Annotated in this window: 15 protein-coding genes; 6 read left to right on the plus strand and 9 right to left on the minus strand. The window is 41.8% G+C overall.

Annotated features, from left to right (window positions below):
- Positions 1-168: 168 nt before the first annotated feature.
- The gene (locus tag VB077_RS11255) at positions 169-723 is read right to left on the minus strand and encodes an HD-GYP domain-containing protein (protein ID WP_323415338.1); all 555 of its coding nucleotides are present in this window, start codon (positions 721-723) and stop codon (positions 169-171) included.
- 253 nt (positions 724-976) lie between these two features.
- Here VB077_RS11255 and VB077_RS11260 point away from each other — a divergent pair, with 253 nt between their 5' ends.
- The gene (locus VB077_RS11260) at positions 977-1,435 is read left to right on the plus strand and encodes a MarR family winged helix-turn-helix transcriptional regulator (protein ID WP_323415339.1); all 459 of its coding nucleotides are present in this window, start codon (positions 977-979) and stop codon (positions 1,433-1,435) included.
- 143 nt (positions 1,436-1,578) lie between these two features.
- On the opposite strand, the gene VB077_RS11265 is transcribed toward VB077_RS11260, so the two are convergent.
- The 8 genes from VB077_RS11265 to VB077_RS11300 form a co-directional block, all read right to left on the minus strand.
- On the minus strand, positions 1,579-2,529 hold the full coding sequence (locus VB077_RS11265) for a hypothetical protein (RefSeq protein WP_323415340.1): 951 nt from the start codon (positions 2,527-2,529) through the stop codon (positions 1,579-1,581).
- 31 nt (positions 2,530-2,560) lie between these two features.
- Positions 2,561-2,968, minus strand: coding sequence for a hypothetical protein (locus VB077_RS11270; protein WP_323415341.1), 408 nt, complete (start codon positions 2,966-2,968; stop codon positions 2,561-2,563).
- A 169-nt stretch (positions 2,969-3,137) separates the two neighbouring features.
- Positions 3,138-4,340: a TolC family protein gene (locus VB077_RS11275; protein ID WP_323415342.1), complete on the minus strand. Its 1,203-nt coding sequence runs from the start codon at positions 4,338-4,340 to the stop codon at positions 3,138-3,140.
- Positions 4,341-4,396: 56 nt separating this feature from the next.
- Positions 4,397-5,587, minus strand: coding sequence for a TolC family protein (locus VB077_RS11280; protein WP_323415343.1), 1,191 nt, complete (start codon positions 5,585-5,587; stop codon positions 4,397-4,399).
- Positions 5,588-5,706: 119 nt separating this feature from the next.
- Complete coding sequence (locus tag VB077_RS11285) at positions 5,707-8,169, minus strand: cell wall-binding repeat-containing protein (RefSeq protein WP_323415344.1); 2,463 nt, start codon at positions 8,167-8,169, stop codon at positions 5,707-5,709.
- Positions 8,170-8,309: 140 nt separating this feature from the next.
- Positions 8,310-8,555: a hypothetical protein gene (locus VB077_RS11290; protein ID WP_323415345.1), complete on the minus strand. Its 246-nt coding sequence runs from the start codon at positions 8,553-8,555 to the stop codon at positions 8,310-8,312.
- A gap of 245 nt (positions 8,556-8,800) precedes the next feature.
- A complete protein-coding gene (locus VB077_RS11295) occupies positions 8,801-9,640 on the minus strand; it encodes a hypothetical protein (RefSeq protein ID WP_323415346.1) in 840 nt (279 codons plus the stop codon).
- A gap of 28 nt (positions 9,641-9,668) precedes the next feature.
- A complete protein-coding gene (locus VB077_RS11300; RefSeq protein WP_323415347.1) occupies positions 9,669-10,106 on the minus strand; it encodes a hypothetical protein in 438 nt (145 codons plus the stop codon).
- A gap of 345 nt (positions 10,107-10,451) precedes the next feature.
- Here VB077_RS11300 and VB077_RS11305 point away from each other — a divergent pair, with 345 nt between their 5' ends.
- From VB077_RS11305 to VB077_RS11325, 5 genes are all read left to right on the plus strand, one after another.
- Positions 10,452-11,126 (plus strand): TetR/AcrR family transcriptional regulator, encoded by a 675-nt coding sequence (locus VB077_RS11305; protein ID WP_323415348.1) that lies wholly within the window; start codon positions 10,452-10,454, stop codon positions 11,124-11,126.
- A 34-nt stretch (positions 11,127-11,160) separates the two neighbouring features.
- A complete protein-coding gene (locus VB077_RS11310; protein WP_323415349.1) occupies positions 11,161-12,183 on the plus strand; it encodes an HlyD family secretion protein in 1,023 nt (340 codons plus the stop codon).
- An 11-nt stretch (positions 12,184-12,194) separates the two neighbouring features.
- Complete coding sequence (locus tag VB077_RS11315; protein ID WP_323415350.1) at positions 12,195-12,968, plus strand: ABC transporter ATP-binding protein; 774 nt, start codon at positions 12,195-12,197, stop codon at positions 12,966-12,968.
- Entirely contained in the window at positions 12,968-14,116 is a 1,149-nt protein-coding gene (locus VB077_RS11320) for an ABC transporter permease (protein WP_323415351.1), read from the plus strand. The genes VB077_RS11315 and VB077_RS11320 overlap by 1 nt, the downstream gene beginning before the upstream one ends.
- A gap of 222 nt (positions 14,117-14,338) precedes the next feature.
- Positions 14,339-15,235 (plus strand): hypothetical protein, encoded by an 897-nt coding sequence (locus tag VB077_RS11325; protein WP_323415352.1) that lies wholly within the window; start codon positions 14,339-14,341, stop codon positions 15,233-15,235.
- Positions 15,236-15,353: the final 118 nt, after the last annotated feature.

Raw genomic sequence — 15,353 nt, forward strand, 5'->3', positions numbered from 1 at the left:
AAGATGAAGAAGCCATCTCCTTGCATTTTTTACAAGGGATGGCTTTCTCCGTTTATCGTCATTTTTCCTGCATTATCACCATTTTGTATCAGCGCCTTTGGCGCTAAGTCTTTCACCGCCATTTAGCGTACGCGGTCACAATTTAAGAGTTCACCGCTTCCTAAATTTTTAAAGCATTGCGACCTTTTCCAGAAAAAGTTTGACTAAGTCTGGGTCAAACTGAGTTCCCGCATTTCTTTTCAATTCCTCGATCGCTTCCTTTTTAGATAAAGCCTTTCGATAGCTTCGGTCATGCGTCATCGCATCATAGGTATCTGCAACTGCACTAATGCGAGCATAGAGGGGAATTTCCTCCCCTTTTAAGCCCTTAGGATAGCCTTGGCCATCCCAACGTTCATGATGGGCTAAGATATTTACAGCTATACCTTCCATATTATTGAACTTACTGATAATCCGATAACCAATCTGCGGATGACGTTTAATCTCCCTCCATTCCTCCTCTGACAGTTCTCCTTGCTTATTAAGAACTTGTTCATCAATCCCAATCTTCCCAATATCATGAAGTAAGCCAACACTTTTAAGGTCCATGACTTTTCGATCTGACAAGCCTAAAACCTTCCCCATTCTCTGGCACAACACACAAACACGATAACAGTGTTGTTCATCTCCTTTATTTCTCTCATAAAGGAGATTGTCAAGCGCTAAGATCGTTTTCTCACGCATACTTGGTCTCTTATTGAGGCTCTCCTCAAACATATAAATGTTGTCCTTTCTATATTTTCTTATGAGTAGCGTAGATCGTAGTATAATATAGTATTGATTATTACATTAGAATTATATGTATTATAACGAACAAGTTCTATATAGAACCTTTTCTTTGCGTTTTTAGTATAGCACGTTATAATAATGGTTTTTCCCCCGAATATATATAAATACATCCAAATTCGTTTAATATACGACAGGAGGTGATTTCATAATGGAAGGGCATGATAATTTTGTCAAATTTCAAGACATATATGGGTTTTACAATCTATTGCGGCAAATCACAAGACATATTGAAATTTCCAGAGATAAATTAGCAAAAAACTTTAATCTATCGGGAGCTCAGCTACACCTACTTTATAATCTTTCACTTAAAGAAAAATGTAACTATTCGGAACTTGCTAAACAAAGTGGGTTAGCCAAAAATACAGTTTCAATCTTAGTTAAGTCCCTGCTAAAAGAAAATTTATTAGAACAAATACCTGAACCAAGAGATGGGAGAATAACTCTATTAACTTTAAGTTCGAAGGGGAAGGAACTTGTACACGACGCGGTTCTAGAAGCAGTTCTAAATGATTCTAAACGTATAAGATTATTATCGGAAAGACTATATTCTTCGAAGGATAAGGATATTTTATCTGAACTACACTATATACTTGATTTCTTTAAGTAGTCTTTGGGAATAACAAAAAGAGGCTATTATGATTTTTTTCATAAATTAGCCTCTTTTTTGATTCCTATTTGGCCTAAATCAATGAGCCTGCCCAAAAAGGTGATTTCGGGGGACCCCTGAAACTAAAATCGTCCGCAAAACGCTCACGCCCCTGCTAGCCAAGGGATAGGAACTGCCTCCAAAAATTGCTTTAGGATCATGGTGTTGTAATGGTGAAAAAGCAAATCCCGTTCTGATTCCTGTAGTGTCAATAAGGCACAGCCTTGTCCATCCTTAAGCATATATAATACACTGCTAATTTCACCTGTTTGATCAGCGCTGATCGCTTCAGGTATAAAACCAAGCACCCACTTGGCAGGAAGTATTAATTGGGCCTCTGTAAACACAGGAATGACAGTGATAAGATAACGCAATAAGTCGGGACTTAAGCCACATTCCCGGAAAATAGCCGTCCATTCCGTAAGCGCGTCAATAATGCACTTTCTAGCCACCGAAGGATCGGTCAGCGTCTGCTGCGGATAATGCGCCATAATTCGTTCCGCCCATTTTAAAGACTGCGTATTTCTGCGCGTTAAATCTACGCGATGTTTTTCAAGGATTGTTGGATAAGATAAAATCAAGTTATTTAAAAATACTATTTTTTGGATATTCCTCCCTAGTTCTTCATAATCCGAGCCCAAGAACCCCAATAGGTTTGGAAAAAGCGATTGCTCGATTTCAGAGGTTAAGATTCCCCGCCGTTCTTGCTCTGCTCGTATCCAGTAATGTTCCAAGTACCCTTGAAGCTCTGTACCGATAATGCCGACCAGATCAAATTTAACCACGCGGATAAGTTGTGGTACAATAGGTTTCACTAAAAGGTGAAGTATTTCATGGGAAAGTGTAACCTCATTCATCGTGTTTGATCTTATTAAGATGATACAATTTTCTTCCTCATCTTCATATGCATGAACATCCAAATCCATCGGCAGATTCTCATCTAAGCGAAGGATTAAGTGCTTAGGAGAAAGCAACGTCCTTGCTTCCTTCAGAAGATCCTGTATTTCCTGTGAACAGTGTTCCTCATCAAACGGATAAGGCTCACTTAAATTCATAACGTCACACCCTTATGTTTTTTTAGTTTCATCACGGTTTAAATGAGATGGAATCAAATACATTCCCTTCACTGACTGCTTGCACTGTAATCTCTTTGCCAGAATAACTCGTCTTTAATTGAGCTAAGAATTCCTTTAATAGATTATGAGCATATTTCTTATCGACTTCGCTTTTAAACGTAATATCGCCGTAAGTAATTCCATTTTGCTCATAAATTTGATTACCCAAGACATCTTCTTGCTCCATAAGCTGCTTCGATAAGTCAATATTTACGTCAACGAGAGATGACCCTTCCGGTACAGGTGTTAAATAATCCGTTTGCGGTGTTTGATCTGCTGAGTCATTTTGTTGCTGCTCCTCAGCCGTTGAGCTTCCGCATCCTGCCATTCCTAATACCATAACTAAGATTAAGATAGCCGTCATAAGTTTTCTGTACATGTTATCCCATTCTCCTTCAAGTTCTCAAATTTATCCTAAGGATGCCCTGTTCTGCTCAATTTACAATGAACCCTATCGTATATATTACCAGAAAATAGCCGTCTTTCATCATGAAAGACGGCTATTTCTTTCAAATTTCTCATATGTTACAGTTAATATTTACAAGGGATTACTTCTCTAGGCTGTTTTTGAATTCGGCTACTACTTTATTATAGGTAACGATATCTTGATCTAAAGTATATTGATCAGTATAAAGCGTGGATTGCAACGGAATTATCTCCAAAGAGCTTGATTGTCCGGCATCGATCTTCTTCTGCATAGTATCGATATTGATCTGATCGGCTTCTAAAGTCAATTGATCCGCGACAATTTTATGTTCTAGAGTTTTTAGGGAATTATAGACTGTGCGCAATTCGACTTCCTTCGTAACTGGTAAATCCTTCAGTGCCGCCTTTTTGTCCTCTATACTTGCTTCAACTGTATCGGCATTGCTATCGTCATAGTAAAAATCAATATTATACTCAATTTGCGTAATTTCTATATCCTGCGTATATCTTTGGATATCATAGTTTTTATTTACAGCTTGGGCGATCTTATTATCAACATCTGAATCATCGTATTTTGTATACTCACCCAGCTTTGAAGTCAAAACAACTTCCCTGTCAAGATCAACCCCCAGATCTTTTTTTATGATATTCATAGCGCTCTTAATGCTGTTCGCAACGAGCTTCTGACCCGCTTCAATCTGAGCCTTTTGAGCATTGTAGGGATATATACTCGAGGGAATCTGTAAGCCAAGCTCAATCTGTAGATTTGTCTGCTTTATCATGGTTTCCAGGTCGCCGTGCTGCTTATTGAGATTCGCGGCTCTCTGCTGAAGTGCCAAGATACTTTCATATTGATTAGTTATCTCAGCCTTGAGGTCTTTTAACTTTGTATCACGATCATGCTTTGCATTATCTAAAGTCCACTGAGTTCTTCTATAATTAAGATCGTGATCTTTCTTCGAATTCTCATCAGAAATGGCAACTTTAGCACGTCTAGCCAAGGCTTGTTGGTTTTGTTTATCATAGATCGAAATCTTACTATCCAATAACTGCAGCTCACTGTTGCCTGTTTCAACCATCTTCAATGCATCTTCCAGTGAGAGGTTCAGGGTTGAAGAATCCGCAGGGGTTTTCGTATCTTCCGAAGACGTATTCGTCGTTGAATCCGGGGATGACGAATTCTCGGGAGCTAAATTTACAGTCGTATCGGCAGAAGACTGAGCTGCACCGTCCGCTGCCCAGGTATTTGGGGTTGAGAAGAGAATCGAACCGGCAAGGGAAGCTGTTAGAACAAGTGCACAAACACTTAAGGATTTCTTTTTCAAAGAAGGCACCTCCACATTTCACCATTTTCGTCTTTAATAAGATCGTATCATGAGCTTTAGTCGTCATGTCCCTCCGAAGGGTTTTGTTTATTTTCAGAAGGATAAGGACTAATTGAAAAATCGACATTTTTCGCCGGCCACAATGATTGAGGATTATATCCAATCCCGCTTGCCCAAAACATGACCGTTTGGGCAAGCCAAGCATCCAATTGCGCATTCCGATAGTTCACGTCTGCCTGAGCCTTCGCAACTTTAACATCGCCCAAGGCTTGCAAAGAAATTAGACCGGTTTCATATTCAAGTTCCGTGTTTTGCAGATCAGAAACTGCTTTTTCATGAAGAATCTTCTGGGCCTCCCAATTCTTCATCGCCGGTTCTAACATTTTATATGAATCGGTAATATCCTCTTGAACCTTTATTTTAGCCAGATCAAGATCGTTTTGAGCACTTGCAATGATATACTCTTGTTTTTGTTTATAAAACTCGAAATCGGTCGGTATTTCAGCGATGCGATAATCATATTCTTTCTTTTTCGTATCGAGGGTGCTTTGAGCGTTAGCGATCTCCGCCCGATTGGCTAACGCATTATTAACGTATTCACTTAAGGGGCTGATTTCATCCGAAGGGATAATGTTATCATCCTGCAGAGTCCCGTAATTCTTGGAGATATCCTCTCCCATAGCCTTATTCACCGCCATCAATGCCGAGTCATACGTTTTGCGGGCTCCTTGATAAGAATTTTCTGCTTTAAGATAGGCAATCTCACTTAGCCTTAACTGAGCAGAAGTTATCTCGCCAATGGATTGCTCTTTCTGTGCTTTTTGGTAATCCGCCTCTAGATCCAGCATGAGTTGCTGTTGGATGTCCATCGCACTTTTAGCTTTTAAGAGATCCGCATAGCCTTTATACGATGAAATGCGGACCCCATTCGTCGCCACTTGTTGTATGTTTGTTAGTTGAAACTGCGCACTTTCTATTTCCATAGGGTATAAGGCTATCAATTCCACCATTGAATAAAGGCCCGCATAGGGTAATATAGCCTTTACCTGATTCACCATCGAGTCGACGTCCATGGATTTTTTCTGGAGAACATCTACTTTTCGATTTATGCTTTCAATATCTTGGGAATTCTCAATGGTCTTAATTGCTGCTTTTTCGATGTCGAGCGAATTATCCCCCGCCAGCACTGTTGTTGAAGAGCCGATCAATATAAAAGCAACTAACAGTATTGACATGACTTTTTTCACTTAAACTCCTCCTCATAACTACTTATGGTAATCAGTTTATAAGTTCTCTTTTTAATATGCAAGAAGAATTTGATGATCGGTATTTATTTTTTAGGGTGAGCTGACTTCTTCACTGTTATTCACTTTGATGATACAGTCGCCGTAACAGCCGAAGAATACGGCCCTGTTCCGGAAGTGTTTGCTGCCTGCACTTTGTAATCATAGGTAATCCCCGGTACCACGCTTTCGTCAGTATAATAAGGGGTATTGACTGTAGCAAGGATTGTATATATTCCCGAATCCGCAGTTCTTCTATAGACATTATAGGAGATACCATTCATCACATTATTCCATGTGAGATAAATCTTGCGATCTGGCAAAGGAGTCGCCGCCAAATTCTCCGGAGCTGAAAGAACAATGCTGTTGGACTTTGTTGTTGCATAAACAATTCTTGAGTAATCACCGACATTCGGAGGGTTCACCCCTTGAATTTTGTAGTAGTACGTGATTCCCGGGGAAACATAAATATCCGTATAATAGGGCGTGCTCACCGAATCGATTTTACTGTAAATACCATCATAGGAAGTTGATCTGTAAACATTATAGGAAGTTGCGTTGTTTACTAAATTCCATCTAAGGTCAATCTGATGATCACTCGAAGCATTAGCCACAATATTCGCCGGGACCAGATACTCACCGCTGCCAGAATCCAAAATGAAATCTTTCTGGGCTAACTGATTATAGTACAACCGAGTTGAACTATAATCCTCGGAACTGTTCCCTATTAAATAGAGCGACGTCAGTTGTGTTAACCCTTTCAGAGGTGAAAAATCCGAGATTCGATTATTACTGATATCAAGCGACGAAAGCGATGTAATGTTTTTTAACGAATCTATTTTTTCCAAATCATTATACGCAAGGTTAAGAGACTGCAGATTGGTCAGCTTTTGAAGCGGAGCAAGGTCCGCCCCTTTTAAATAACGATTTTGGCTTAAATCCAAAGAGATTAAATTTGTAAATGCTTCCAACCCGGTAAGGTTTCTGATGCTATGACCACTTGCATCTAAGGAAGTTATACTTAAAACATCACTTCGATAGACCGGTTGGGTAGAAGATTGTCGGCCCAGCGCATCTTTTACACACCATTCTAAGGCTTTATCATTGAATTTAATCGCGGAATCCTCGGAAACAATCAGCTTAAGGTTGGCAGTAAGCTTCGTTCCTTCTACCGTTCCCTGAAAGGTATAGGTTCCTATTTTACTGAGATTGCTCACCGATGGGTTAGTCGTCCATTTAACCGGCAGCATTTTGTAACTTTCGTCACTCAGCATTACCTTAACTTTATCGGGTAATGTATAAGTGCTCCCCTGAATAACCTCTGCGGTTATGGTTTCAACCTTATTAAGAATCGGCTCGACAATGAGGCATAATTTTACCTCTCCGCTGTAACCGGATATTGTTCCGCTATAGGTGTAAGTGCCTGCTTTTTCTGTTGATACTGATGCAAGATCCCAGGTCACAGGAGCCTCCGTCCAGTTACCGTTATTTGTTTTGACACTGACTGTTTTCGGAAGATCATAGGTCTGCTTTTCCTGTACCCGAACCGTCATTTCCTCCAATTGCACGACTCGAGCGGTCATGCCTGCTAGGTTGTATTCCGTGGCCGGAAGGATCACGCCCTCTCCTCCCATGATCTCTATATGGCCTATAATCCGCGAACCGAGATAATCTTGTACGGAGGTTGGGATCGTATTTCCTTGTATAAGAAGAACCCCATTCATATTCCGTTGAGCAAGGGCGGAGGCTGATAAAGCATCCGGGAAATTCTCTCCTGTTGCCACATAGATTTTATCCCTATTCAGAGTATCCTCAAAGGACTTGAGAAGAGCAACATTTCGATCATAAGCATTTTCTCCGTCAATTCGCTCTGAACCGGGGAGCTGGTTTTGCACGGTCGCGGAGACCTCATTTTCACTGCCAACAATAACTATCCTCTTTAGCTTTGCTTTAGCTATGAAGTTCTTCTCATTTGGCGTAAGGCCATCCCTCGGGACTAATAAAATAGGCATCCCCTGCCCGGCCGCAATCGGGGCAGCCGATAAACTGTCCGCAAAGCTTTCACCGGAAGTTACAAACACCCCCTTGCTTGTACCTACGGTTTTCGCTACCTCTAAAGCCGTATCATAGCGATCCTGCCCTGCTAGGCGAACCGCCGATATTCCGGCTAACCTTAATTGACTTTCAACACTTTTAGGAATAACCCCGGTTCCGCCGATAATATAGACTTTTTTGGTGTTTAAACGTTTTAATTCACTGGCCGTCTCTGCACCCATGCCCGAAGAATTCACAAGCAAAATCGGCGCTTTGTATTTTGCCGCAAGCGGTGCGGCACTCAGGGCATCCGGATAATTTTCTCCTGTCGTTAAAACTGCCGTCGAAGCTCCCTGCGGCCATCCGCATTGACTGGCAGCTATCGCAGTTTGATATCGATCGTTCCCGGCCAATCGCGAACTTATCGTTTCAGCAGAAGCCCCTTGAAGATGGGTAAAGCCGAAAATACATAAACTCGTCAATAATATTGCAATCTTATTCAATCCAGACAAAAAAAGTCCCCCTTAGCTTAATCGTTATCTTGTATATTCGCGAACTAAAACGGTCAATCCTGCCTTCAAGGTATAAATCACAGATTCTCTTCACAAATATTATGCATCGGAAAAAAGCCGTAAGTAGATAGCCCGAGATATCAAGGGCGGGGGGAAAGCTGCCGGATCGCGTCAAAGTCGGCGGAATCGTCTTCCTGCGGACGCAGAATCCGGTATTTGAGCCGCAGTGGCGGCACCATGCCGTTGTTGTTACGGGCGGAACCGACAGGCTTGAGCAAACCGAGTTCCTCTAATCGCGTCATAGTATCATATAGCCCGGAGTAATCGGCGGACGAAAGCCATTCTTTCAGCTGATCGAGAGTCACAGCTACTTTTATATTGTTCAAGATTGCCTATGACCTTCCCGATATTCATGGACTTTTCCCACCTGCCCCGTAAATATTCCTGAACATTCAACCTAATTTAATCGTACTTTCAACATTGTACCCTTGGCCCATATCCGATTTTAATTGACATTATCTGCTTAATTCTCTTTACATTTTGCATTTCCTGTCAATGATGAATAATAATAAATGGCGTACGATAATTAATTTCGTACGCCACTGCTTTTGTCAATCATATTTTGGAGTCTTTAATAGTTCATCACGGTAAACGTTTCTGTCAATGGAGCAAAAGCTGCCTGCGCCGTATCCTTCGGCCTAAAAGTAACCGTATAGGTACCGGCCTGAATCTTAGAAATATCCTGCATCGCCTTATTCGTTAATTGAAGCTGAATACGATAGGTCCCCTTGGCTGCGACTAGCGGCGTCGCCACCATTTCCTTAACCGCTTCACCGTTACACGTGACTGACGCTGTTAGATCCGTCGGGACATCATAAACCGTTGGGTTTTTATCTGCATCCACCGCCTGCAGATAGTAAGTTAGGAAGGGAGCGGCTTCGTAAGAACTCAATTTTTCATGGCTAAAGACAGTGGTTGAAGGAAGCTCATTAAGAACCACTTGCTTGGCAGCTCCGGATGATTCGGGGATCACAAATTTTTCGGTAAATGACTTATTCATCAAATTCTTGAAATGCGGCGTAACCGTGAGTTCTCCGGAATAATTATCACTCATGCCGTAGACTGTTAATAATCCGCGTCCGTTTGTCAGCTTTAGATAGGTCTTCCGGCAACTATTTTCAAAAACGGCAGGACCACTCAAGGTCACCTCACCGGAATAATTTCCATAATTTACGGGATGGCCGTTAATATCCAGCAAATTAAATTCCAGCGTTTGACCTTGGCTTACCCATGCATAAGAATTGGCCACTTTAGCAGGCGTCTGCGGATTAATGCCAATGGATGTAATCATTGGCCGCTCTGTCGATATTGCTTCCGATGGTGAGGCACTCACCGTTTTAATATTAAGAGGTCCAATACTGACGAAAAAAGCTAGGGCTATTATTGCAATTACTTTAACATGCTTCTTCAACCTCATCCCCCCCTTCTATCGGTTCCTATTAGAATTGAAAGTATCCACAAGCCTCATTATGATTAATAGGACCACTCGCTAATAGGCAAATTTCGACTTTATAATAATGATCAAACACAAGATGGGTATCCGGGATATAGGCTGTCCTCTCATCATAAACTTGTCCCGGAAAAACTGGTACAAGGTATATATATACTGGTTTTATAAACTTTCCGTTAGCATCAACTTCCGTTATGTACATGATATAATGATTTTCCGTTCCCTGAATGTCATATTTGATCGGGATTTGATTCCTGAATATATAACTTCTGTAATTAAGTTCTGGTTTATTTATTGTTGTTTCATTAGCTGGAAAAGTGAGACGGATATTACTCTTTTCTGCCGCAAAAACAGGAACTGAAACGGAAAGGCACAAGGCAATGGTAAGCAGTGCAATTATAGACGTTACTAAACGGTTTCTTCGCATAAGCTAAACCTCCACTATAACTCCAGCATTATTTTCAAAATACCAAGCGTGCCGATTCAACTCATCGACCGAACCCCAAGGCAAGAGCACTCTTAGCGACCATTCCTAAGAGGGATAGGTTCAAATTGATGGAAATACCTTGTTAAATTGAATTATATATATTCCCTTCCTATTTTTCAAATCATAAAAGACAGATTTCTTTAGAAAAATACACCCACATTATTCATACTCGATCTAATCACAAGCTTTCAAAATTTAGGGATTGACAAAAAGATAATTCCATCTAAAATATGAGTAAGTACTCACTCAACACTTAATTCTACTCTTTCTAAAAGGAGAATAGTTATGGATGAATTTGAAGAATTATTTAATTATCACTGGCAAGGGGAAGGAAGTCCTTATGAACAACTTTCCGAAAAGCAATGGAACATCTTGAAAGCTGCCTTAAAGATCTTTCTGGAAAAGGGCTACAGCGCAACAACAACAAATGAAATTGCCCATGCCGCGGGTGTGGCAGAAGGAACGATTTTCAGGCATTTTAAGACCAAGAAAGATATTCTTCTTGCAACCATTATTCCGCTCATGCAAAATCTGGTCGGTCCTGGAGTTTCCGGTTCATTGCAAGAGCTTTTGGTCGAAAATGAGGATCTTCCGCTTGAAGAGGTATTCTTGATCATCATGGAAGACCGCCAAAAGCATGTCCAACGAATCCTCCCTCTATTAAGGGTGATCTGGGTGGAATCGAATTATCACCCGGAATTAAAGGAAGCCCTGATGAACGGGGTTATCCTACCCAGCAAGAAGTTTTTCCTCAGGTTTATTGAGCAGCGCCAAGAAAGAGGGGAATTGCGCCAAGATATGGATTCTTGGGTTTTGGCTCGCTCCTTAGTCGGTGTCTTTGCCTTTTATCTCATTTCCCTTTCCTTATTTCCAGATACGGGAGAAAGACAACAGAACCGTGAAGCGATCAAAGGCATTATTCAAATTTATCTCGATGGGGCCCGAAGTTCAAGGGAGTAAAAAAAACTGTTTTCACAGACCAAGGAGGAGACACATGAAAAGGAAAATCATTGCCCTAATTCTTTTAGTATCAGTTCTGGGAACTGGCGTATGGCTGGGAGTCAAGAATAATCTTTGGAATAAATCCGAGGATCGTACATATTCAGGCACAATCGAAACGACGGAAGTACCTGTTCAACCGGAACAAGGCGGGAGGTTGACCGAGGTCCTAGTTCAGGAAGGACAGAGTGTGAAAGTTGGGGATGTTCTTGCCCGGCAAGATGACCGGGCCGCCAAAACTTCACTGGAAATCGCCAAAGGACAGCTTCAGCAAGCCCAGGCAAGACTTAACGATATGTTAAATGGGTCCCGTTCGGAGGAAGTTCGCCGTTTACAGGCTGTTCTGGCACAAGCCCAAGCGACAGAAAATGGGCTGGCGCAAAACGTGCAATTTGAAAGAAAAAATCTGGCGGATTTACAACAGCTTTACAGTGCCGGGGCGGTGCCGAAGAAAGATGTGGATGCTGAACAAAATAAACTGGATTCTGTTAATGCCCAGCATGAAAGTGCGAAAGCCCAAGTGGAGGCAGCCCAGGCCACCCTTGATCAGGCCTTGGCTGGTTTAACCGAACCCTCGATTCAGGCTCAGAAATCGGCGGTCAATATCGCCGAACAGGGAGTCAACGCTGCCCAATTGTCGCTTGAGAAAACAGTCATTAAAAGCCCGCTTAACGGAGTGGTGTTTTACCGCCATGTGGAACCGGGGAAAATCGTCAACCCGGGTGCACCTATCGTCACCTTGAGCGACCCGGAAGATCTATGGATTAAGGTTTATGTCCCTGATGCTGAACTTAAGTTAGTGAAAATTGGTGAAACAGCTCACGTCAGCGTAGATGCTTATCCGGACCAAACGTTTGCAGGCGAGATTACCTATATCTCTGATCAGGCGGAGTTTACGCCTAAAAACGTGCAAACTAAGGAAGAACGAACCAAAATGGTCTATGCCGTAAAAGTCAGATTAAATGAGGGAAAAGACGTACTTAAAGCGGGGATGCCTGCAGACGTTCTCTTTCAGTAAGGGGTGAGAATATGAATCTCGCCATTGATTGCCAGGGACTAATGAAACGTTTTGGAAATTATACCGCAGTAAGGGGCGTAAGCTTTAAATTGCCTGCGGGTTCAATCTTGGGCTTTGTCGGACCGAATGGGGCGGGGAAGACAACTGTCATACGAATGCTTTGCGGAGTTTTGCTTCCTACAGAAGGCAAAGCGAAGGTTTTAGGCTATGATGTCTTGACCCAATCTGAGGAGATCAAACAGCGGGTTGGCTATATGTCGCAGAAGTTTAGCCTGTATGAAGATTTAACCGTTGCCGAGAATATCGATTTCTATGCGGGAATTTATAATCTCAAAGGGCAAGAAGCAAAAAAGAGAAAGGCCGAGATTATCGAGCGGATGGGTGTTGAGGAACGGCTTGGGCAGCTCGTAGGATCGCTCTCAGGAGGCTGGAAACAAAGGGTAGCCTTAGGCTGTGCTTTGCTCCATCAACCCCAGCTCCTTGTTTTGGATGAACCAACGGCGGGAGTTGATCCGGTTTCCCGTCGTGTTTTTTGGGATATCATTCGACAGGTATCGCGTGAAGGGATTACGATTCTTGTGAGCACCCATTACATGGATGAAGCGGATAGCTGCGACTATCTCGGTTTTGTTTTCTACGGACGTATGATTGCTTTTGGTTCACCGGCAGAAATGAAAGCAAGCGAAGGAAAAGATAACCTTGATGATCTCTTCATTCATTATGTCGAACATGAAGCCTCTGATGATCCGCGAAATCAGGCGCTTACGCAAGGGAGGCGCCCCTGATGCGATTTCTGAATTTTAATATCACCCGTTTTTTGTCTATCCTTAAAAAGGAATTTATCCAAATTCGCAGGGATCGAACCAGCCTAGCCATTGCCATAGGCATGCCTGTCATTATGCTTCTCCTCTTCGGATACGCAGTCAACACCGATGTTGAACATTTGCCGACGGTGATTTGGGATCAGTCGCAAAGTACGGCAAGCCGTGAGATTATTGAGAACTTTAAGAATACGAACTACCTTGACCCCAATTATTATGTTCAAGGTTATCAGGAAGTAGAAGAAAAATTAGATAGCGGTCACGCCCGTGTGGCCATCGTGATTCCTCCGGATTATGGCAAGAATCTAACCGGGGGAGAACAGGCAACGGTTCAAGTTTTAATGGATGGCTCTGATCCAACCGTTGCGAGAGCAGCGTCCTCGGCGGTTCAGCTTCTGGGATTGAATAAGTCTTTGCAGATTCAATCCGAACGGTTGCAAGAACAAGGAATCGCCGGATCTTCTTCAATGCCGGTCAATGTAGAAACCCGCGTTTGGTATAATCCAGACATGAAATCAACAGTTTTTAACATTCCGGGTTTAATCGGGCTTATTCTTCAAAATGTTATTGCGATGCTGACCGCCTTTTCGATGGTTCGGGAGAAGGAAAGAGGAACGATGGAGCAATTGGTCGTTACACCGGTACGTTCTTTGGAATTGCTGCTCGGTAAACTTGTCCCCTTTATATTGATAGGATTTATTTCTTTATCCCTCATTTTAGTGGTGGGAATCTTCTGGTTTAAGGTTTATCCTAAAGGAAGTGTAGCCTTGCTTGTCCTCCTGTCGACCATTTTCATTTTTACAGTTCTGGCAATGGGGCTTCTGATATCAACCATATCGAAAACTCAGCTTCAGGCAATGCAAATGACGTTTCTTCTGATCTTGCCGTCGATTCTTCTTTCCGGTTTCGTATTCCCGAGAGAGAGCATGCCAAAGTTTTTGCAACTTCTGGGCGGGCTTCTTCCTTTGACCTATTTTCTGGAAATCGTTAGAGGAATTTTCCTTAAAGGAATTGGACTTAAGTATCTGTGGCAGGATACAGCAGCACTATGTTTGTTTGCTGTTTTGCTCATCGCTTCGGCAGCTAAAAAGTTTAAGAAGAACTTGGATTAAATATTTCGTATTTAAATAATAAAATAACGAAATTCCAAAAATATATAATATAATGGTATTGGATTATTGACAAACAATCGAGGAGTGAGGATATGTCCCCAAAATTTATTCGAAACTCTATTGTTCTCGCATTATTATTCTTATTAATCTTCCCCACCAATGTTTTTGCTTCGCCACTATTACCAGGTTGGCAAGAACCTCTCGTTAACTCTACGGAAATTATTGGAGATCGATGATATTACTCAAAAGATTCCTGCTTCCCAGATTGAGGCATTTTCGTCTGTAGATTCAAACATAACTCTGGACCCTTCCACGGGGACTGGTACCATTACATTTAATAACACAGATACAAATCAACTTATCAGAACCACTCTTAGAGATAAGGTCACAGGAATAACCGCCGTCTTAAATACATGGGGATTCGACCCGGTTCCGGTTCAATCCACGACTGTCTCGGCAATATCCAGAATTAATTTCGCAGGTGATTTAATCAAAACAGGAACAGATACATCAGCTTTCCAATACAAAATATTAGATCACCATTATTCAGATATCACCAAGACAATTCCGGCAACAGATCTCGATGCAACCGCCTTGATTGGTTCCTCCAAGGCCGATATAAGCTTGGACCCGGCAACAGGAATTGGAACTATTACGTATGATTTCTCGGGTAGTAATCAGCAAGTCTTTGTTAACTTAATCCACAAAAAGGGAATTGGAGTCTCTGCGTTATTGAACTTAGTAAGTTCAGAATCAGGCGTTGTAGCTGACAACACTCAAGAAGATTTGGAAATCGCTCAAATAACTTTTGTGCCTACCGATATGCTAACGTTTAATTCCCAAGCACAATTACAATATCAACTACTCAATAAGGATGGTAAAGATATTACCCGAAAAATTCCGGCTTCTGAATTAAACGTAAGTTCCTCTGTCAATTCAATGCTCACTTTGAAGCCATCGGATAGGACACTTGACATAACCTATAATTTGTATGTCCCAAACAAAACGATTATTGTTTCTTTAGAAAACAAAGTAACCGGAGTAAAATCAGCAATAAATATAGGAAATATGCCCTTAGATCCTGAATCAGAAGAAGATAAGTCTGAAATAATCAGTTAGGGGTACCAGCAAAATCAAGTGAGCACAGCAAAGCAAGCCATCGGTTGATGACTTAAAAATCTAGATTTGCAAGAAATTAAGAGGCTGCGCGAATGTGATAACCTTGGGTTCTAGCCAA

The organism is Desulfitobacterium sp. (assembly GCF_034927245.1).
Classification (GTDB): Bacteria; Bacillota; Desulfitobacteriia; order Desulfitobacteriales; family Desulfitobacteriaceae; genus Desulfitobacterium_A.

Coding starts and splice junctions, on each gene's coding strand:
- VB077_RS11300 (WP_323415347.1), bottom strand. CDS start 10,106: ATGCGAAGAAACCGTTTAGTAACGTCTATAATTGCACTGCTTACCATT.
- VB077_RS11265 (WP_323415340.1), bottom strand. CDS start 2,529: ATGAATTTAAGTGAGCCTTATCCGTTTGATGAGGAACACTGTTCACAG.
- VB077_RS11260 (WP_323415339.1), top strand. CDS start 977: ATGGAAGGGCATGATAATTTTGTCAAATTTCAAGACATATATGGGTTT.
- VB077_RS11320 (WP_323415351.1), top strand. CDS start 12,968: ATGCGATTTCTGAATTTTAATATCACCCGTTTTTTGTCTATCCTTAAA.
- VB077_RS11315 (WP_323415350.1), top strand. CDS start 12,195: ATGAATCTCGCCATTGATTGCCAGGGACTAATGAAACGTTTTGGAAAT.
- VB077_RS11270 (WP_323415341.1), bottom strand. CDS start 2,968: ATGTACAGAAAACTTATGACGGCTATCTTAATCTTAGTTATGGTATTA.
- VB077_RS11310 (WP_323415349.1), top strand. CDS start 11,161: ATGAAAAGGAAAATCATTGCCCTAATTCTTTTAGTATCAGTTCTGGGA.
- VB077_RS11305 (WP_323415348.1), top strand. CDS start 10,452: ATGGATGAATTTGAAGAATTATTTAATTATCACTGGCAAGGGGAAGGA.
- VB077_RS11255 (WP_323415338.1), bottom strand. CDS start 723: ATGCGTGAGAAAACGATCTTAGCGCTTGACAATCTCCTTTATGAGAGA.